The sequence below is a fragment of the Veillonella rodentium genome (genome assembly GCF_900187285.1).
GTDB lineage: Bacteria > Bacillota > Negativicutes > Veillonellales > Veillonellaceae > Veillonella > Veillonella rodentium.
Genome location: NZ_LT906470.1, coordinates 582473 through 604274, shown reverse-complemented (window position 1 = coordinate 604274; position 21802 = coordinate 582473). Strand labels below are relative to the sequence as shown.

At 43.3% G+C, this 21802-nt stretch carries 18 protein-coding genes and 1 riboswitch; of the genes, 1 reads left to right on the top strand and 17 read right to left on the bottom strand.

Annotated features, from left to right (window positions below; genetic code table 11):
* Position 1: 1 nt before the first annotated feature.
* The 11 genes from serS to CKV62_RS02585 form a co-directional block, all read right to left on the bottom strand.
* A complete protein-coding gene (gene serS, locus CKV62_RS02635) occupies positions 2-1282 on the bottom strand; it encodes a serine--tRNA ligase (RefSeq protein WP_095065504.1) in 1281 nt (426 codons plus the stop codon).
* Between the two features lie 155 nt (positions 1283-1437).
* Positions 1438-2391: a cation diffusion facilitator family transporter gene (locus CKV62_RS02630; protein ID WP_095065502.1), complete on the bottom strand. Its 954-nt coding sequence runs from the start codon at positions 2389-2391 to the stop codon at positions 1438-1440.
* Between the two features lie 152 nt (positions 2392-2543).
* The gene (gene guaD, locus CKV62_RS02625) at positions 2544-3830 is read right to left on the bottom strand and encodes a guanine deaminase (RefSeq protein ID WP_095065500.1); all 1287 of its coding nucleotides are present in this window, start codon (positions 3828-3830) and stop codon (positions 2544-2546) included.
* A 129-nt stretch (positions 3831-3959) separates the two neighbouring features.
* Positions 3960-5309, bottom strand: a complete 1350-nt coding sequence (locus CKV62_RS02620; protein WP_095065498.1) for an NCS2 family permease — start codon at positions 5307-5309, stop codon at positions 3960-3962.
* A gap of 53 nt (positions 5310-5362) precedes the next feature.
* A riboswitch (purine riboswitch) is annotated at positions 5363-5461 on the bottom strand.
* Between the two features lie 144 nt (positions 5462-5605).
* Positions 5606-6925 (bottom strand): putrescine-ornithine antiporter, encoded by a 1320-nt coding sequence (potE, locus tag CKV62_RS02615; RefSeq protein ID WP_095065496.1) that lies wholly within the window; start codon positions 6923-6925, stop codon positions 5606-5608.
* 62 nt (positions 6926-6987) lie between these two features.
* Entirely contained in the window at positions 6988-9162 is a 2175-nt protein-coding gene (speF, locus tag CKV62_RS02610; RefSeq protein ID WP_095065494.1) for an ornithine decarboxylase SpeF, read from the bottom strand.
* A 555-nt stretch (positions 9163-9717) separates the two neighbouring features.
* Positions 9718-11229, bottom strand: coding sequence for a lysine--tRNA ligase (gene lysS, locus CKV62_RS02605; RefSeq protein ID WP_095065492.1), 1512 nt, complete (start codon positions 11227-11229; stop codon positions 9718-9720).
* 29 nt (positions 11230-11258) lie between these two features.
* A complete protein-coding gene (greA, locus tag CKV62_RS02600; protein ID WP_038117070.1) occupies positions 11259-11732 on the bottom strand; it encodes a transcription elongation factor GreA in 474 nt (157 codons plus the stop codon).
* 114 nt (positions 11733-11846) lie between these two features.
* Complete coding sequence (gene dusB / locus CKV62_RS02595; RefSeq protein ID WP_095065490.1) at positions 11847-12842, bottom strand: tRNA dihydrouridine synthase DusB; 996 nt, start codon at positions 12840-12842, stop codon at positions 11847-11849.
* 87 nt (positions 12843-12929) lie between these two features.
* Entirely contained in the window at positions 12930-13697 is a 768-nt protein-coding gene (locus CKV62_RS02590) for a type III pantothenate kinase (protein ID WP_095065488.1), read from the bottom strand.
* Positions 13698-13707: 10 nt separating this feature from the next.
* Positions 13708-14682, bottom strand: a complete 975-nt coding sequence (locus CKV62_RS02585) for a biotin--[acetyl-CoA-carboxylase] ligase (protein ID WP_095065486.1) — start codon at positions 14680-14682, stop codon at positions 13708-13710.
* Positions 14683-14898: 216 nt separating this feature from the next.
* Here CKV62_RS02585 and CKV62_RS02580 point away from each other — a divergent pair, with 216 nt between their 5' ends.
* Complete coding sequence (locus CKV62_RS02580) at positions 14899-16242, top strand: threonine/serine exporter family protein (RefSeq protein WP_095065484.1); 1344 nt, start codon at positions 14899-14901, stop codon at positions 16240-16242.
* Between the two features lie 151 nt (positions 16243-16393).
* Here CKV62_RS02580 and ftsH read toward each other — a convergent pair whose 3' ends face one another.
* The 6 genes from ftsH to CKV62_RS02550 all read right to left on the bottom strand — a co-directional run bounded on the left by ftsH (position 16394) and on the right by CKV62_RS02550 (position 21744).
* On the bottom strand, positions 16394-18352 hold the full coding sequence (gene ftsH / locus CKV62_RS02575; RefSeq protein WP_269456720.1) for an ATP-dependent zinc metalloprotease FtsH: 1959 nt from the start codon (positions 18350-18352) through the stop codon (positions 16394-16396).
* An 88-nt stretch (positions 18353-18440) separates the two neighbouring features.
* Positions 18441-18986, bottom strand: a complete 546-nt coding sequence (hpt, locus tag CKV62_RS02570) for a hypoxanthine phosphoribosyltransferase (RefSeq protein WP_095065482.1) — start codon at positions 18984-18986, stop codon at positions 18441-18443.
* 22 nt (positions 18987-19008) lie between these two features.
* A complete protein-coding gene (gene tilS / locus CKV62_RS02565; RefSeq protein ID WP_095065480.1) occupies positions 19009-20007 on the bottom strand; it encodes a tRNA lysidine(34) synthetase TilS in 999 nt (332 codons plus the stop codon).
* Positions 19976-20872, bottom strand: a complete 897-nt coding sequence (locus tag CKV62_RS02560) for a Ppx/GppA phosphatase family protein (protein ID WP_095065478.1) — start codon at positions 20870-20872, stop codon at positions 19976-19978. The genes tilS and CKV62_RS02560 overlap by 32 nt, the downstream gene beginning before the upstream one ends.
* Before the next feature lie 65 nt (positions 20873-20937).
* Positions 20938-21336, bottom strand: coding sequence for a S1 RNA-binding domain-containing protein (locus CKV62_RS02555; RefSeq protein ID WP_095065476.1), 399 nt, complete (start codon positions 21334-21336; stop codon positions 20938-20940).
* Positions 21337-21411: 75 nt separating this feature from the next.
* Positions 21412-21744 (bottom strand): FtsB family cell division protein, encoded by a 333-nt coding sequence (locus CKV62_RS02550; RefSeq protein WP_038117092.1) that lies wholly within the window; start codon positions 21742-21744, stop codon positions 21412-21414.
* Positions 21745-21802: the final 58 nt, after the last annotated feature.

Genomic DNA, 21802 nt, shown 5'->3' with positions numbered 1-21802 from the left:
CTTACTTCACCGGCGCAATCACTTCAACGCCGCCCATATACGGAACAAGAACCTTAGGAATTACAACGGAACCGTCCGCCTGTTGATAATTTTCCAAAATGGCGGCCACCGTACGGCCTACAGCAAGTCCGGATCCGTTCAAGGTGTGAACGAATTCAGGTTTTCCTTTAGGTCCGCGACGGAACTTGATATTCGCACGACGAGCTTGGAAATCGGTCATATTGGAGCAGGAAGAGATTTCTCTATACTTACCTTGTGCAGGCATCCATACTTCAACATCATAGGTCTTAGCGGAACCGAATCCGATGTCACCCGTACAAAGGGTGATAACGCGGAACGGTAATTCCAACAAGCGCAACACTTCTTCGGCATTATCCGTCAATGTTTCCAGTTCCTTAAAAGAATCCTCAGGTTTCGCCAACTTCACCATTTCCACCTTATTGAACTGATGCTGACGGATAAGCCCCCGCGTATCGCGACCGGCAGAACCGGCTTCGGCGCGGAAACATGCAGTGAAAGCGGTATAATATTTCGGCAACTCATCTTCATTCAGAATCTCGCCGCCATGATAATTCGTCAGTGTTACCTCTGACGTAGGAATCAAGAAATATTCCGTATCCTCTACATGGTACATATCTTCCGCGAATTTAGGCAGCTGACCCGTTCCGGTCAACGTTTCGCGCGTCACCATATACGGTGTCATCATTTCCGTATAACCGTGCTTATCTACGTGAAGGTCGACCATAAAGTTGATAAGCGCGCGCTCTAAGCGGGCCCCCAAACCTTTATACACGGTAAAACGAGCACCGCTCATCTTGCCGGCGCGATTGAAATCAAGAATATCGAGGTTTTCACCTAAATCCCAATGAGCCTGTACGTCAAAATCGAATTGACGCGGTTCGCCCCATTTACGCTGCTCTACATTTTCATCCTCATCGGCACCGACAGGAACGGACTCATCACACATATTCGGCAACATCAAGGCAGCATCACGTAAGCTGGTTTCCACCTCGCGAATACGGTTATCGAGTTCCGCAATATCATCGCCTACCTTTTTCATTTCGGCGATTTTATCATCAGCATTTTCTTTATTGCGTTTCAATTGACTGATTTCCTCTGTTACGGAATTACGTAGAGCCTTTAATTCCTCCACCTTACCAATCAATTGACGACGTTCATCATAAGCGGATACAAAGGTTTCTAAATCGCCCTTCGTATGGCGATTGTCCAAATTTTGTTGCACCAAATCGAGATGTTCACGAACAAATTTTAAATCTAACATACTATAAACCTCTTTCTCCAACTATGTTACGTACAAAGTGTATTCAATACGTTTAAGTATACCATATATTATTGTATTTATCATTAACAGCCTATATTTATACATCTATTCAGCTCAGCAAAGATTTATACATCGACGCGCATTCATACAGATGTCTAATCGTCATCATCTTCGTCGAGCAGATAATCTTTCGCCATCCACTTGCGTGTGCCCGTGAAAGAAATGGTCACCCATTTTTCCGTCGGATTTCCGCCGATTTCCGCATCGATTTCATTGCGAATCGCATCAAGCTCGGCAATGGTTTGGTACGGGAAGTTCTTGCGAACCAGAATATCAATTTCGATGATTCTGGAATTACCGTACGCCTGTACGCTTGTCACATAATCCTTGAAATCATATTTTTTCATAAATCGTTCCATAATTTCCTGCACCTCATCATGCAAGGATGACGGCGCCCAGCCCAAAATTTGTTTAGTGGACGGAACGATAATATGAATGGCGGATGGAATCATCTGTACTGCGAGTACAATCAATACAATCGGGTCAATATAAGCGGCCCATTTTCCGTATTCCGTTCCTTCCAGCATCGTTGCTACGACGAAACTGATCAGAATAGCGGCTTCCAACAGTGCGTCTACATACCAGCTTACGTTATCAAACTTGATCAAGTTTGACTGCAAACTCTTATTGATGCGTCGAACATATAGATAGTACGCGGTGTCTGCAACAGTAAAGAATATGGCATAATAAATAGCAGGTCCGAAATCTACGTGACGTCCTCCGCTTAACAGATCCGTGATACCGCTGGATAATGCGTACAGCACGATAAGCAAAATAAAAAAACCTTCCACCGCGAGTACGAGAGGTTCAAATTGCCAATATCCGAACTGAAAGCGCTTACTCGTCTCACGAGCCACTAATTTGGCCGTCATGAGCATCATAATCTTAATAACTACATCGACAAAGGAGAATACACCATCTAATAAGACCGCACTCGACCCGGTCACAATCCCCATTATCGTACCGCTCACAGCCACCAAAGCCATAAGCCCTACGGATTGCATCAGCAGTTTCTGTTCAATGGAGCGCCTTGCCCCTAATATATCCATTGAGCACACTCCTTTCTGACTTATATACATCTTTATTATACACTAATCATCGAAGTGTATAAAATATATTACAAAAAGCCCACCGTATACCTTATGCACGGTGGACCTTCAATAATCACTAACATATGAACTTCTATTCTATTATATGATAGCTACATAGCCATTGGCGGCTCATCTAACAATTTACCGGCTACATATCTCCCAACAATATGGCGATCATCGCCTATATATAGCCACCGTTCCAGACGTTCCTCTATACTCCGTTCATTCGGATCAAACAATTCATGATCATCGATAACAAGAGCATCAAATTCATAGCCGGTTTCAAAGCTACCTACGTCACCAAAGAATTGTCCGCCCCCCTTAGTCGCCATATAGAAAGCTTCCGATAATGTAAGCGATGCATAGCTGGCATCCACCTCGGCCCACTTCATCTTTGACAAACCCACGGCTTCGGTCAAAACCTTGGCCATACTGATGTCATGGCCTCCTGAAATGTCTGAGCCTAATGCAATGGAAATACCATGATTCAACAATTTTCGTATAGGTGCAATGCCGCTGGACAAATTCACGTTAGAGTACGGGCAGTGTGCCACCATCGTCTTCGTTTCATGCATCCGCTCCATTTCTTCATCGCTCAGATGAATACAATGAGCCATGACCGTCGGCACTGTACCCATCAGACGATGTTCACAGTATACATCCGTATAACTGGAGGAATCCGGATGAAGTGAATGAACCCAGTCAATCTCACCATGATTTTCAGATAAATGAGATTGAATTGGCACATTATACTCCACCGCTAAATCTCCGAGTCCACTCATCAGGCGGCTCGTACAGGATGGCACAAAGCGAGGTGTTATAATAGGTCGCACGAGCGGTCCGAATTGTTGAGCCTCTTCAAGCCATACTCTTGTATCATGTAAAGACTGGTCCGTATCCTCAATCAGATAATCCGGACTGTTCCGATCCATATTAACCTTGCCTACAAAAGCGGATAAACCGGCTTTTGAAAGCAGTTTCATCAATAGCAATGTGCTTTCTTTATGAATAGTGCCAAATAAAATACTGCGCGTTGTACCGTAACGCCATAATTCATTAACAAAAGCGCTATATACCGTCTTTGCGTAGTCTAAATCCGAAAACTTCGCCTCCTCCGGAAATGTATACGTTTCAAGCCAAGGCAGCAATTCTTTATCCATGCCAAGGCCTCGATTGCAAAATTGAGGCGCATGGGCATGGGTATCGACAAATCCGGGAATAATTAAATTATCTCCGTAGTCCTCAACCGGATACGACTCAAATTCGGAGGGAATACTTTCACCACAATACGCGATACGACCGTCACGAATAATTACATAACCGTTTGGAATCACTGAAAACTCCGCTGGTCGTGATGTATAAATAATATTACCTTTTACTATATAAACGGAATTCATCGAATAATCTCCTCTTTTCAACAATACCGCTTAACCGTAATATACGTACGTCAACTACAATGAACTATAATTGCTCGATGTTACTCTCTCAACAATAAAAACACATATAACAATCCTGACTCTCACAGCTTATATAGCAAAATGTATGATGAAAGCAATGGTCATTACATACATAACAGGATGGATTTCCTTACAACGTCCTGTAATAAGTTTCACCAATGTATAAGAGATAAAACCGAAAGATAAACCTTGCGCAATACTGAAGGTAAGCGGCATAAGAAGAATCGTTAAAAAAGCAGGCAACGCTTCCGTAAAATCACCGAAGTCGATATGCGTCACTTCACTCATCATAAATACACCTACGATAACGAGTACCGGAGCTGTTGCTTGAGCGGGTACCAATAAGAATAATGGCGCAAAAAACAGAGCGATTAAATATAATATACCCGTTACGCATGCCGTAAGACCCGTACGTCCACCATCGGCAACAGCGGCCGCACTTTCAATATAGGAAGTTACCGTAGACGTACCGATGATTGCACCGGCCGCGGCACCTATAGATGTACATAGTAATGCATGGTTTAGCCGTTTAAATTTACCGTCCGCATCAACGAGATTCGCTTTTCGCGTGACACCGATAAGCGTACCGATGTTATCAAACATATCTACGATTGTAATAGAGAAAATAATCGACAAGAATCCATATTTAATAGCACTCATCACATCCAATTGAGCAAATGTATCCACAGGAAATGGCGGCACCAAGTTAAAAACATCCGTACTAGTTTCAGGGACCTTTGTATAACCGAAAATCATGGCCGCAACAGTCGTGATAATCATCCCCAACAACAAACCGCCCCTCACCTGCTTGGCTAAGAGCACACTGGTGATGAGCAAACCGGCCAATGTCAACAATACCGCAGGATCCTGCATATTGCCAAGTGTTACAAATGTGGCCTTATCCGCTACGATAATATGAGCATTTTTAAATCCGATAAAAGCAATAAAGAGACCTATACCGACACCGATAGATGTTTTAAGTACCTTGGGAATACCGTCAATGATAAGATTCAAAATACGCGTTACTGTCAAAACAATAAAGACAGCACCGGAAATAAATACGGCACCTAGTGCGGTCTGCCAGGTCAGTCCCATCGATCCGCATATGGTATAGGCGAAGAATGCGCTAAGTCCTAGTCCCGGAGCGACGATAACCGGAACGTTCGCTACTAAACCGATTAAAATTGTCGTAAATGCGGTCGTCAAAATAACTGCCGCAACCGTACTTTCATGAGGCATACCGGATGCAACCAGCAAATTCGGTATAACCGCTAAAATATATACGGAAGCGATGAACATAGTTATGCCCGCAAAAATCTCGGTACGCACATTCGTACCATGCTGAGACAGCTTGAAAAATTTATCAAGCCAGCCCCGGTCCTGTCCGTGTCTTACACTCTCATTCGACATCGAATTCATCTTACTTACCTCCTAACTTAAAGAGAAGAAAATAAATAAAAACGACTACAAGAGCATCACAAAATAGCTCTTGTAGTCGTGAATATCGGTTCCCGCTAGAAAGCCTTGACCCATCATGTCAAGGGTATACAAGGTATAGTCTTACTATGAAATTATATATATCAATTATATAAAATATGTACCGAACAAAATATATCTTGGTTTAAGTATAAAATTATTTTTATATACTGTCAATAATAAATAATAAATAAACATCCTAACAATGCGCCTCCCTCAGGAGGCGCATCGTATAAAGACTATTTCCCGAGATTTCGTTCCAAATCAAATCGGTCCGATACAAAGCCGTACAAGGTCCAGCCCGCAAAGGTTACAATGGCACCATATGTCATTGCTTCAAGACCGGATGCATATAGCGCATATAAGCTATAAATGGAGCCAATGAAAGCGATAAAGGTTGTCCCCTTCAATTCGCCGCCACTGCGGCCCGCAGCTTTCATCAACACGATGATAGCCCCCATCGACAAGAGGTATGGAATGATATTCGTTACAACCGCTAAATTAACGAGCGTTTCAAACTGTTCACTCAAAGATGGACTGATTGTCATCAAGCTGAGGAAGGATTGAATGATTGTAATCGTTACCATACCAACTACAGGTGCATCTTTAGATGTAATCTTGCTGAATAATTTAGGAAAATATCCTTCGTCCGCAGCACCTTTAAATACATTGGCAATGGTGAACTGCCATCCGAGTAAAGATCCGAAACACGACATAACCATAAGGCCCATAACGATTTTACCGGCTACACCGTTAAACATGGATGCAAAGGCCAAACCAAACGGTGCATTACTGTTAACGAGTTCATTTGCAGGAACAATACCAAAGATCATATTGGTGGATACGATATAAATAACTGCAACCCCTAATGTACCGCCGAGAACTGCTTTCGGTACATTCTTTTCGGGATTATCTACGGCATCCGCATTTGCACAGGCGGACTCAAGGCCAAGAAATGCCCATAAAGTCATGGCGATGGAATTAGTTGCCGCTTCGCCGAACGGCATATTATTAACATTCCAGTTCGCCACATACATATCTGTTGAGAAATAAGCCCAACCGACTGTACTGATTACGATAACCGGTGCAATAACACCCCATACCGTAAAGCTGGATACACGTCCCGTGATACTGGCACCACCGAAATTCAACGTCGTCGCCAACCACAATGTGACAATTGTATAAATACCGGTCAACAACGGAGTCAACGTAACATCTGCAAAGGTCGCCGCATAACCTACGGCTGAAATAGCGATAGCAATATTGGCAATTAAAAGAGACACGCCATACGTATAATTCGCCATGAAGTTCCCCGCCTTGCCAAAGGAATATTCGGCATAACCGCCCATACCGCCGCCTTTACGACTATACATACCGCACTTTGCAAAAGCATAGGCCAAACACATGGAACCTACAGCTGTAATCAGCCATGATACGATTGACAATGATCCTACCTGCGCCAATTTTGTAGGCAGCATGATAATACCTGAGCCCATCATATTTACAGCGGTCAAAATTGTAAGCTGCAATACGGACATCTTATTTTTGCCTGTACTCATAGTTACCTCCTTTTATCTTGTGTATTGTACCGCCGGAAAACCCCCGACGGTACACAGAGGAATTATTTTTCAAATTCTTTTTTCAACACATAACCGAATGCTTTCTTCGTCCCATCCGGCTGTTTCGTAATGTATACGCCCTGAATTTCCGGAGCAAATCCAGGTAATTTGTTAATGCCTTCTTCCAACGCCAAGAAGTAATCGCAAGCAGTTTTTGACCAACGTTCGCCCGGTTGTACGCACAATACCCCTGGAGGATAAGGAAGCGCACCTTCAAGAGCGATGCGTCCTTCCGCTTCGCTCAACGGTACAAGTTCACCTTTGCCGCGCTGGAATTCAAAATTGGCTTCCTGAGGATTCATAACATATTCCGGGAAGTAATCATATAAGAACAATCGTTGTTGCAAGATACTTACATTCCGGTCTTTATAGAAGTCATGCATTTCCTGACATAGCTGACGAATGTGATATCCCTTGTATTTATCCAAGTGGCTGTAATAAATGGACGGCAATACATCTTGCATAGGTGCATCAGCTTCAATCAATTGTTCAAATCGGACAAGTTGCGCCACTAAATCGTCCATCTTCGTCTTTGTTTCCGCCGGTGTCATCAAGAACAGAATGGTATTCAAATCACATTTTTCAGGAATAATTCCGTTTTCACGCAAGTAGTTTGCAAGAATATTGGCATGGATACCGAAATCTTCGTATTCACCCGTTTCCACATTAATACCCGGTGTAATCAATTGAAATTTACAAGGATCTATAAAATATTGACCTTTGCCATAGCCTTTAAAGGAATGCCATTTCGCATCCGGTTCAAATGCGAAGTAATCCACATCCTGTGCCATTTTCTTTGTGTCGCCGTCTTCCCACTTTTTACCATGTACAACCGGTGGTACTAAAGGACGTAGATATTTACAGTGTTTCAATACGGCTTTACGAGCTTCAATAACCGTTTCCACACATTCAATCCATAATTTTTTACCCGCTTCGCCTTCATGCATTTTTGCATTTACGTCAAGGGCTGCAAACAACGGATAGAACGGTGATGTAGAGGCATGCATCATGAACGCATTATTCAAACGTTTATGATTTACATAGCGGTCTTGCCCCTTAATATGCTTATCCTTCTTATGAATCTGAGATGTCTGTGAGAAGCCCGCCTGCTGCTTATGAACGGATTGAGATACCAGGATACCGGGATCATCAGGACCAAGTTCCAAAAGCAACGGGCTGCAGTCTTTCATCATAGGAATAAACTGTTCATAGCCGACCCAAGCGGAATCAAAGAAGATATAATCACAGAGATGTCCGATTTTATCGACTACCTGACGCGCATTATAAATGGTTCCGTCATACGTTCCCAATTGAATAACCGCCAACCGGATAGGCCGCTTTGCCTTTGCTTTCTTAGGATCTTTTTCAGCAATCAGCTTGCGAATATATTTTTCATCAAAGCAATGTTCTAAGATACCACCGATGGACCCGAACGGATTACGTGCCGTTTCAAGATATACAGGTGTTGCGCCGGACATGACGAGCGCCCCGTGACAAATCGATTTATGATTATTGCGATCATATAAAACAATGTCCCCAGGAGTAAGTAATGCATTTAACACGACCTTATTGGAAGATGATGTCCCGTTCAGTACAAAATATGTTTTGTCCGCATTATAAACCTGTGCAGCATGTTGCTGAGCCTCAACTGCGGAACCTTCATGAATCAGAAGATCACCTAACTTAACGTCCGCATTACAAAGATCGGCGCGGAATACATTTTCTCCGAAGAAATCATAGAAAGCACGTCCTGCAGGATGCTTGCAGAAGAATTGCCCCCCTTGATGCCCCGGGCAGTCAAATTGAGAATTACCGTCCTCTACGTAATTTGCCAAGGCCTGGAAGAATGGCGGTAACATAGATGCTTCATATTTTGCAGCAGCCGCTTCAATCTGTCGTTTATATAAATCAAAATTTGTAGTTGATCCGTCGATAACACGTTCCACCTTACCGATAAAAGGAGAAATATCTACAGACTTATCAAACACAACCAAGAAAACCGGTATACCAAAGGATTGTACCAACTCATTTTCAAGTACATCTGTATCGGACTCGCTAATGACGATGGCCCCCACATCGGTAAAATCAGTTTGACTAAGCTCCACATTTGTACGCCCTTCCATAGAACCGAAGTAGAATTGCGCCTTATGAGAGAAAGCAATTTTTAAATGTTTCATGATGTGTTTCCTCCTAAATTATGTTAACAACGATAATTTAAAGAATATAACTTACACATAGGGTTGATTTATAAAATTTATTAATGAATTCACCTTTACTAAATACACCTCCTTGTTTTAAAGGTAATTCACGTATCTATATTTCTATCTTAACATCTGAATTTTTCATTTAAAAGTGTTTAATTATACACATATATCATAATTATACATTGTGCATGATTTAAATGTATAATCTATACTATTACAGGTATGTGTAAATTTAATCACATATATCTCTATAATATTGGAAAATCAACGATAAATACTATATATCCATGTTCTTTTATTTCATCACAAAGTAAATCAAAATTTTTTATGTATATCATAATGTAATCATAGATAATCCGTACACCATTTTTATATTGTATATCTAATCACACTGCATATATTTATTAATCAACATTATAAGAGTTGATAAAAGCCCGTATCAAAGTATTTGATACGGGCTTTATACCGATTTTTTTATATGCTAAACAGCAAAAAGCTCACCACCATACACGGTAGTGAGCTTTAGAATTAATCTTCTTCAGATTCAGTTTGCTGTTGAACTTCCGGTTTCATCAACGGGAACAATAATACATCACGGATAGATGCGGAATCTGTCAAGAACATAACTAGACGGTCGATACCGATACCGAGACCTGCAGTTGGAGGTAAACCATATTCCAACGCCGTTACATAATCATTATCCATACGATGAGCTTCATCATCACCGGCTTCACGTTCCTTCAATTGAGCTTCGAAACGTTCTTTCTGATCAATAGGGTCATTCAACTCGGAGAAACCGTTTGCCAGTTCACGGCCATAGATAAACGCTTCAAAGCGTTCAGTAGTCAACGGTTTTTCACGATTCAACTTAGCCAACGGAGAAATTTCCTTCGGATGACCGTATACGAATGTAGGCTGAATCAAGTTTTCTTCTACATACTCTTCAAAACAAGCATTCATGATCTTACCGATACCGTCACCCGAACCATACTCAACATTCAAACGATCTGCAATGGCACGAGCTTCTTCCAATGTTTCAACGGCATCGAAATCCTCACCTGTATACTTTTTGATACCTTCTTGCATCGTGATACGATTCCAAGGTGGAGTCAAATCAATTTCAGTACCTTGATAAGTAATCTTGGTCGTACCCAATACTTCTTTTGCACAGTACGATACGATATTTTCTGTCAAACGGATTACGTCTTCATAATTGCCGTATGCCTGATATGATTCCATCATTGTAAATTCCGGATTATGGCGATTATCGATACCTTCATTACGGAAGGAGCGGTTGATTTCATAAACGCGTTCCAACCCACCTACGATAAGGCGTTTTAAGTACAATTCCGGAGAAATGCGCATATAAATATCAATATCAAGAGCATTATGATGCGTAATGAACGGACGAGCAGCGGCACCGCCAGGAATAGCATGCATCATAGGAGTTTCCACTTCCATGAAGTGCTGATTGTTCAAATACTCACGAACCTTCGCTACGATTTTAGTACGTTTTACAAATGTATCACGAACTTCGGGATTTACGATCAGATCAACATAGCGTTGACGATAACGTAATTCCGTATCCTTTAAGCCGTGCCATTTTTCAGGCAATGGACGCAACGATTTGGACAATAAGGTCAATTTATCAACTTTAACGGTAATTTCCCCCATATGAGTTCTGAATACATGACCTTCAATCCCCACGATATCACCGATATCAAGCATTTTTACATATTTGTAATTATCTTCACCCAAAACATCCTTACGGAAGTATACCTGAATATCACCCGACAAATCACGGATATTCGCAAATGCCGTTTTACCATGGGAACGCATAGTCATCAAACGACCTGCAATCACTACAGGTTGATCATCGTAATTCAAGAAATCATCCTTAATATCTTGTGCATGATCTTTGACAATAAAACGTTGACCGAACGGATAGATGCCATCAGCTTCATACTCAGCCAATTTATCGCGGCGAATTTGCATTTGATCATTTAATTCTTCTTGGGTATTTTTAATTTCTTCACTCATCTTATCGCCTCTTCGTTGTGAACCGTAAATTATTGGATTGCTAATACTTTGAAAGTCACAGGACCGTCCGGTGTGGACACCTCTACTTCATCACCTTTGCGTTTGCCCAAAATAGATTTGCCTACAGGGGATTCATTGGAAATACGATTATTAAAAGGATCCGCCTCGGAAGAGCCCACAATAACGTATTCCAACTCATCGTTATACATCGTATCCAATACGGTAACCTTGCTACCTACAGATACTACATCACCCTTGACGGATTCATCGATGATTTTCGCAGTATTGATTTTATTTTCTAATTCCACAATATGACCTTCGATGAAAGCTTGTTCATTTTTCGCATCGTCATATTCGGAGTTTTCACTGATATCGCCGTATTCAATAGCTGTTTTGATGCGTTCAGATACTTCGATACGGCGCACAGATTTATAATACGATAATTCTTCTTCTAATTTCTTTAAACCTTCGGCGGTAAGTAATGTTTCTTTTACGTCTGCCATGGATACCCCACACTTTCTACGTATAAATAATAAGAAAAAGTGTCACAATAAGATGACACCTTATCCTTTGTTTGTAAATTTTCTCAATCATTATATAAAAATACTATACATTTGTCAATGCGCCTTAACTTCGGCCAGGATGGAACGGTATGTTTCCAGCTCTTTCTGAAAGCTCGTTACCGTATGAATCGTATTCACCCGATTGCGCCAATAGGCGGATTCAGGTAAGCCTTTCAGATACCAGCCCGCATGTGTTCGGATTTCTCGCACAGCCAAGTGTTCACCCTTATATTCACATAATAATCGGAAATGTTTCATCAACATATCGAGGCGCTCCAATGCGGACGGTGCAGATACGACTTCACCGGTGGCTAAGTACTGATGAATGCGATCAAAGATCCACGGATTGCCCTGCGCACCACGTCCTATCATCACCGCATCACAGCCTGTCTCATCAAGCATACGCTTCGCATCCTCCGGCTCAACGATATCTCCATTACCTATAACAGGAATAGATACGGTCTCTTTAACAGCTTTAATATACGACCAGTCCGCTTGACCGCTGTACATCTGTTCCTTTGTACGCCCATGAACAGCGATGGCTGCTACGCCGGTAGATTCAATGCGCTTAGCAAAATCTACAACATTAATATGATCGTGGTCCCAGCCGATCCGCATTTTCACTGTCACCGGTACATCAACAGCTTTGACAGCCGCCTCAGCCACACGCGCTGCCAAATCCGGATGTTTCATGAGAGCTGAACCGTCACCGGATGTAACCACCTTTTTTACGGGGCAGCCCATGTTGATATCCACAATATCCGCACCTGCATCGGCGACAACCTTTGCCCCTAAAGCAATAGCTGCAGGGTCGGATCCAAAAATCTGCATCGACACAGGTCGCTCCGCCTCTTCAATACGCAATAATTCATGTGTTCGTTCATTTTTATATTTAATTCCCATAGCGCTCACCATTTCGGTACACACTAAAGCCGCCCCGTGCTCTTTCGCCAAAAGCCGGTACGCGATATCGCTAACACCCGCCATGGGTGCCAGTATGGCCTGTCCGTCAATCAAAACGGAGCCTATATACCATCGTTTTGTATCCATATATATCACCTAATAAAAAGGGTACAGCATAGGCTGTACCCGAATGTACACTACTTTGTAATAATTTATAACTCTATTATAGTAGCATTATTTATTTCGTTCGTAAATAAGACGTAACCCTTCCAGCGTCAACATAGGCTCTACATGGTCGATACAATCGGTAGCGCTGCTGATAAGCTGTGCCAAACCGCCGGTGGCAACTACGGTCACGGGTCCTCCCATTTCCGCTTTCATACGAGTCACAAGGCCCTCTACTTGACCTACATAACCGTAAAACATACCGGATTGCATCGATGATACGGTATTTCGGCATATAACCTGGCCCGGATCCTTGACCTCGATGCGCGGCAACTTAGCGGCCCGTTGAAAAAGAGCTTCCGCAGAAATGGTCACGCCGGGACTGATGACACCACCAATATAATCACCATTACCTCGGACGGCACAATAGGTAGTCGCCGTACCGAAATCAATAATAATCAAATCACCTTTGTATTTATCATAAGCAGCCACCGCATTCACGATACGGTCCGCTCCTACTTCACGAGGATTATCATATTTTATGGCAATGCCCGTTTTCGTGCCGGGTCCTACGATAATCGGATTCACATTGAAATAGCGAAGACATACACGTTCCAGTGTAGGCATTAACGGCGGTACAACGGAAGAAATAATAATATCCTTTATATCTTTCACATTGACCTTGCGATCATGAAAAAACAGGTTCATCATCAACATGCCATATTCATCGGTGGTACGCACCCGATCCGTAGAAATACGCCAATGGCCGACAAGTTCTTTCTTGTCATATACACCCAGTACAATATTGGTGTTCCCCACATCAATAACTAATAACATGAATCCTCCTCTATTGGCGTGAGCGTATAGACACGTCTCCGGCCACAATGCGTTTAATGGTCCCGTCAGGGGTTCTAACTAATAAATTACCGTCTTCATCAATATCCGTCGCCACACCTTCATAGGTATTTCCCGGCGCCCGTACTTCTATATCCGCCCCCAATGTGACAGAGAGCTGACGCCATTCATTAAGGGTATCCTCAAAACCGTTATCGAGAATTTCATAGTACTGATGCTCCAATGATTCCAGTATAATTTTGAAAGCCTCCGTCCTTTCAATGTCAACACCTTCCATCAATAAGGACGTAGCAATATGTTTTAATTCTTCAGGCAATTCTTCCTGTTTCGTCTTTACATTGACCCCGATGCCCATGATGATATGAGAAACTTCTTCCATGGATCCGGACATTTCCGTCAAAATACCTACCAATTTACGACCATTCACGAGAATATCATTCGGCCATTTTATGCCCGCATCGACAAGCCCCATCTTGTGAAATGCCTTTGTAAGGGCTACCGCCGCCATCAAAGTACATTTAGGCGCATCCGCAGGTGCAAAATCAGGTCGCAGAATAATACTGAACCACAAGCCTTTACCGAATGGCGAATACCACCCGCGGGACAAACGACCTCGCCCAGCCACCTGTTCTTCCGTAACCACGACAGTCCCTTCTTCTGCCCCTTGCTGAGCTAAACGGCGAGCCTCTAAATTCGTGGATTCCGTCGTATCCATATAAACATACCGCTTGCCAAACACATCGGTATCTAAAATCTGTTTCATTGCCAATGGACTCAACAAATCAGGTTCCTCCAATAATCGATACCCCCTCTTGGTATAAGATTCTATTTTATAGCCTTTTTGACGCAATGCTTTGATATGTTTCCAAATTGCAGTACGAGATACGTGACATGCATCCGACATATCCTGTCCCGATACGAAGCCACCTTGGTTTTGTCTCAAGAATTCTAGCACTTCATCACGCATGGTTAGAGCCCCTTTCTTTGTTAACCTGGGTTTACAATTCGATTTTACAAGCGCGTCTCTGAAAATGCAAGAATTATTTTGAATCAAGACACTCTATATTCTGAAAGTGGTATAATACATATATCAAAAATTTACGGGATATAAATGTTAACCATTCGATTATATGATGTACTTTCAATAACAATATATCTACATATCTACGGGAGAGAAACTATTATGCAACAGTTTACATTAGAAGAAAAAAACACAGTGCTGGAGAACCCCTTTGTTCATATACATCGTAAATTAGATGTGCTGCTCCACGTGGGGAAGCTGCTCATGGAGTGTGGGGCAGATACAAACCGCATTACCGAAGAAATGTTAAAGGCCGCCACATTTATGGGGATTCCTCACGATTACTTGAATATACACATTTCCTATACGACCTTAATGGTAAATTTGCTCCATAAAGAACGATCCATTACGGTTTTTCGCAAAACGCCCGTTCATATACCGAACATGGCTATGATCAACGCCGTTTCAAAATTAACCTGGCGAGCCTTCGAACGCCATTATTCACTCACAACGTACGAGCATCTCATATCAAAATTGGAATTTACCATACCGGCTTATCCGAACTGGATAAAGGGCCTCGCGTGCGGTTTAGGATCGGCAGGTCTCGCCTTCTTATACAGCGGCGACTGGATTGCCTTTATCGTCACTATCATCTGCTCGTTTATCGGATATTTTACACGCACCTTATCCACGCGTATCGGCTGTAATGAATACGTCGGTATTTCCGTAGGCGCTTTTACCGCCATGGTATCGGCGTACGCTTTTTATACACATATCGAACTGGGCTCATTGCTATATGTCCTCGTATGCTGCACGCTCTTCATGATTCCCGGTGTTCCACTTATCAACTTTGTCATCGACATAATCAACAACCATATATTATCCGGTGTGACACGTGCCATTCGAACACTGCTTATCGTAGGAAGCATGACACTCGGCATGGCCATGGCGCTTTATTTCAGTCCCGTTCCGGCCTTTAATTTCGTCGACATCAAACCGCATGTCATCTCCCTTACACAGATTATCGGTGCTTTCACGGCGGCCTCTGCATTTGCGGTTCTCTTTAATGCACCGACACGCCTGCTCGGATACATCGGTATCGGCGGTATTCTTTGTGTGTCCGTCCGCAATCTGCTGCTGGTTGATTTCGGATTCTCCACGCCCGGTGCAACCTTTGTAGGCGCCGCTGTCATGAGTATTATTTTTGTAAAAGTATCTACATGGATAAAAACATCGAGTACAGTCATCATCGTTCCGTCAGCCATCGCTCTGATGCCCGGAATCCTATTATATCGCTTCGTATTCGATATTCTACATATCAACAGCCTCAATGAAGCGGGCCTTGTTCACATGATGCAAAACGGCATTACGGGAGTCCTCACAATTATCGGAATTGCGGTAGGCGTAGCCATACCGAATGTATTGGCTCAGAAATATCTAAAAAATATCAAAGAGCGTCGAATTGCGGAACTCATGGCGACACGGCATGTACACGACGGCCAATAAATGACATATGGCACAAAAGATTTAAAAATCATAATTAGCATTATCTATATAGCAGATTAGATAATGCTAATATCCATATAGCAGAAAAAGCAGGACTCTCATGGAGACCTGCTCTTTTTGTGTTCATACCAATGGTTATGAACTACTGTAATTATTTAGTTTCATCTTCATCGGTAGAAGCAGCATGATTAATTTCTTCTGAAGGATGAGAAGTTTCAGTACCAACTGCGTTATCCACAGGATTGTCAATCGTTTCCGGCACGATAATTCCCGCTGCTTCCAATGCACTTTTAGGCTCAGCCGCATCAGGAGCTTTCGTTGTACCGTATTTATAAAGATTTTCCACCGCTTTCGCATCAATGGTTTCCTCTTCCAATAAAGCCTTCGCCATATTGTGAAGGAAGTCCAAATTGTCGCTGAGAAGCTTTGTAACATCTTTATACGCTTCCTCTACAATACGATGAATTTCTTCATCGATTTTAGCGGCAATCTCTTCGCTATAATTACGTTCATGGCCGAGATTTTTCCCTAGGAACACCTGTTCCTGCTGTTCGCCGAATACGATTGGTCCCAACGCATCGCTCATGCCCCAACGTGTTACCATGGCACGAGCCGTGTTCGTAACGCTTTGAAGATCGCCGGATGCGCCTGTACTGATTTCATCGAGAACCAACGCCTCCGCGATACGACCGCCGAGAGCCACGCGAATATCCGCCAACAATTGAGATTTTGTTTTATAATTCTGTTCCTCTGTAGGTAACATCATCGTATAGCCACCGGCAGCACCGCGTGGAATAATCGTTACCTTGTGAACCGGATCCGCATGAGGCAACAAATGCGCCACAATAGCATGCCCGGATTCATGGTACGCCGTCAATTTGCGATCTTTTTCACTCACGATATGGCTGCGGCGTTCAGGACCCATGCTGACCTTTTCGCTGGCTTCTTCTACTTCCGCCATGGAAATGATTTTTTTATTGAGACGAGCCGCCAAAAGGGCTGCTTCGTTCAATAAATTACTCAAGTCCGCACCCGTAAAGCCCGGTGTTTTCTTCGCAATCGTTTTTAAATCCACATCATCAGCCAACGGCTTATTGCGGGCATGAACTTTTAAAATTGCTTCACGACCACGCAAATCCGGACGACCTACAACAACCTGACGATCGAAACGACCGGGACGTAATAATGCGGGATCGAGAATATCCGGGCGGTTTGTCGCCGCAATGGTAATAATGCCTTCATTGGCACTAAATCCATCCATTTCAACGAGCAGCTGATTCAAGGTTTGTTCGCGTTCATCATGACCGCCACCAAGACCTGCCCCACGCTGACGGCCTACCGCATCAATTTCATCGATAAAGATGATGCATGGTGCATTTTTCTTCGCCTGTGTAAACAAATCGCGTACACGGGATGCACCGACACCGACAAACATCTCTACGAAGTCGGAACCGGAAATAGTGAAGAACGGTACCCCCGCCTCTCCGGCTACGGCTTTAGCAAGCAAAGTTTTACCGGTACCCGGAGGTCCTGCAAGTAAAACCCCTTTTGGAATCTTCGCGCCGATAGCGGTAAACTTGCCGGGATCCTTGAGGAACTCCACCACTTCTTCCAATTCCTGTTTAGCTTCCTCTGCGCCGGCTACATCTTTAAAATTAACCTTTACATTACCTTCACCCATTAATTTTGCACGGCTTTTACCGAAGTTCATCACTCGGCCGCCGCCGCCTTGGGTTTGTTGCATAATGAAGAAGAAAAGTACCACCAAAATAATAATAGGAATAGCGGATCCTAACAAGCTCATCCACCATGCCGGTTGTTCCGGCGGAGCAGCTGTAATTTCCACTCCATTATCTTGTAATGTTTTGATTAGCGTTTCATCACTAGGCGCATAAGAATTAAATTCTGTTCCATTCTTTAATTTGCCTTTAATACCATGATCATTCGTAATCGTTACGGACTCAACCTTTTTCTGCTGTACTTGTTGAATAAATCCCGTATAACTGAGTTCAGATTTATTCGCGCTTTGACCAGAAAAAGCATCAATAGCGATAACAAAAGCGGCAATGATCAGTAAATAAAGGACGATATTTTTTGTAAATCGACCCAAGAGATTACCCCTTTCAATAACAATTTAGTTTATAAACGAATTGAGTACACCTCATGACGAGATGCACTCATATATTATACCATACTTCTTAATCTTGATACATTTCTTCCTTCAAAATACCTATATATGGTAAATGGCGATATCGTTCGGCAAAATCCAGTCCATATCCGACGACGAAATAGTCGGGAATCACAAATCCCACATAATCGACATGCACATCCATCTTTCGACGGTCCGGTTTATTTAGTAACGCTGCCAAGCACACACTTTTAGCCCCGCGGGCACGCAGATTATCCAGCAAGTAATGCAACGTCGTGCCGGTATCCACAATATCCTCGACGACGAGCACGTGCTTACCTTCCACGGAACGATCCAAATCCTTCAAAATTCTTATGACGCCGGTACTTGTAGTACTATTGCCATAACTGGAGCAAGAAATAAAATCAAAACTCACATTCACCGTATCATCTATAGCACGGGCCAAATCCGTAAAAAATACGATAGCCCCCTTTAAAACTCCGACGAGCACCACAGATTCGCCCTTGTAATCGCGACTGATATCGCGCCCCAATTCGGTAACGCGCGCAGCCAATTGCTCCTGGGTATACAAAATCTCTTTTACATCCTGATGCATATATGACCTCCACGATCTATATCTAATGTTTGCTATACACTTTTATTGTATCACATCGGGCCTCAATAATAATATGTGCAATAGTGAAAGTTTTCACTTCTCCCGTCTGTACTATATCCGACAACTGCGTCTGATGAGCAAAACTCAATATTAAACGATTATCGACTACCTGTACCATCATCTGCCACAGCCTTCGCTGTAATGCCCTCGGCTGTTGACGCAATCGACGACGGGAAACGGTGCAGCTTCGGTCATCTACTGAGATCAATGTGTTAAAAGCCTCTTGCGCCATCTGTTGCAGGAACTCCATATCCTCCGTTACAGAGCGGCCCATCCGCCCAAGGGAGTCTATAACCGCAGGATTTATTTTTTCCAATTCCGGAATGATACGATGACGAATTCGATTGCGTTGATACTCTATATCGTCGTTAGTACGATCGATACAATAAAAAATATGACGTTCCTCTAAATACGCCAGCAGCGCCGCTTTCTTCACCTCAAGTAACGGTCTTACAACAGGTATTGTATAGCTATGACTAATAACGGACATCCCCTGTAAACCGTTCATACCCGAGCCTCGAATGAGATGAGCCAAAATTGATTCAGCCTGGTCATTTTTATGATGAGCCACCGCAATATAATCATATCCCTTAGCTCGAGCTAACTCCGTAAGCCATTCATAGCGTATGTCACGTCCCGCAGTTTCTACAGAAATCTTCCGCTCCATACTAAGAGCCGGTACATCAACAGCCACGCTGTAAAAGTCCAGATTCAAGGCTTTCACCCGATCCTGCAGCCACAGCACCTCAGCCTTGCTTTCACGGCGAATCTGATGATCCATAACGGCCACCCCGATATGCCACTGCGTATGACGATGCGCCGCAACATCCAATAACAGATGAAGCAATGCCATCGAATCGGGCCCGCCCGAACAGGCGACCAATATACGGCTATATTCAGGAAATAAACCATTCTGTTTTAATGTGAAATTAACGGTTCGAATGAGCTGCTTCACATTCACGAGCCATCGCCTCCATACCATCCTGATCACTCACAATTACATGCGGCACTTCATACGCATCCATAAAGGATGTTAAAATTTCAGCACCGGCCACGATAATATCGGCGCGCCCCGCAGGTAATCCGATCACCTGTAAACGCTCATCACGACTCATATAGCGAAGTTGCATGATAAGTCCCTCTACAGTTTCACGACTCAATTTATGACCCTGTACACGTCTGCCATCATATACATCCAACCCCAGGTCAATTGCCGCCAATGTCGTCAACGTGCCTCCGATACCGACAAACTCTCCAAACTGGCCTTCAATCATCATCGGATCCCACAAAAAACGTGTTTCCTCCCATACCCGTTGTGGTCCTTCATCAGATACGGCCTGTAAACGCACCGCCCCTACCGGATAGGAACGGCTCCAATAGACACCGCCTATATTCCCTACAGCAATTTCGGTACTGCCTCCACCAATATCGATAGTGGCGTAGTGACGACCATCCTGCAGCTGTTCACCCAAGGCCCCTTTAAAACCATATACGGCCTCTTCATCACCACTTAATATGCGCCGCTCCATTGGGCAATAATCGGAAACGGCATTCATAAAATCCATTCCATTAGGCGCTTCGCGCACGGCACTGGTGGCGAAGCCACAGCAATACTGTGCTCCATACACTTGAATCAGGTTATGTATCTCCTTAAAAGCCTTATACGAAGCCTCTATCGATTCTGCCCGCAAGGTTCCGTCCGCATTACGCTGTCCCAGCCGTGTCGTCCATAGCTGCTTCGGTTCAAAGTGCCATATAGTTCCGTCAAATTCCGCCAATAACAAACGTATCGAATTAGAACCGATATCTACAATTGCCGATTTCATATGCCCTCCTGCACCAATATTTACGAGTACATAAATAAAGAGATGGCTCGAAGCCATCCCTTAACTCAATCTCGACGACCGCCACGGCCTCCGCGTTTTCCTTCTGTATTTCGCTTCAAATCATGCAAACGTTCATTACTGTCACGTAAAAACATTTTCATTTTAGCCTCAAACGCCTCTGCGCTTTGTTTATTCTGAACGCGACGCGGACGCTCTTCACGAGCAACTTCCTTTGGCTGCGTCTGACGAATAGAAAGACCGATCTTATTACCTTCAACGGATAAAACCTTAACTTTCACAGGATCCTCAACCTTCAACACCGTGTTGATATCCTCTACATAACCATGCGCCACCTCAGAAATATGTACTAAACCCGTTTGTTTTTCGCCTAAATCAACAAACACTCCGAATTTCGTAATACCCGATACTGTACCATCAATAATGTTACCAACTTCGATTGCCATGCAACCTCCTAAAATAATGCGGAAACTTCAAACTACAAACCGTTGCGAATATAACTTTGTCCGTGAAAGTACAAATCATTTCACATATGGTACTTCACCAGGTTTAACCAGTCCTAACTCCTCTCGAGCCACCCCTTCTATGGTCTTCGGATCTTGTAACTTAGCCTTTTCCTGTTCTAATTCATCATTTCGCTGCTTTAGTTCTTCTAACTGTTGTTCTATATGTTGTTTTTCTTGATATACAGCCACCAAGCGATAGGCTTGCCCTAACAATAGCAAAACCATAAGCCCTATTCCGATTCGCTTGATCCACATAAGGGCAATACGCTGATCCTGTTCTCTGCGATTAGGGCGAACCCGTTTACGCGGTTCCTTCGGTCTTTGTATTTCCGTTGTATGCTGATTCATAAATGTCCCCCCAAATATTCATCAACTGTATACTGACATTCTTAAATTATATCATAGA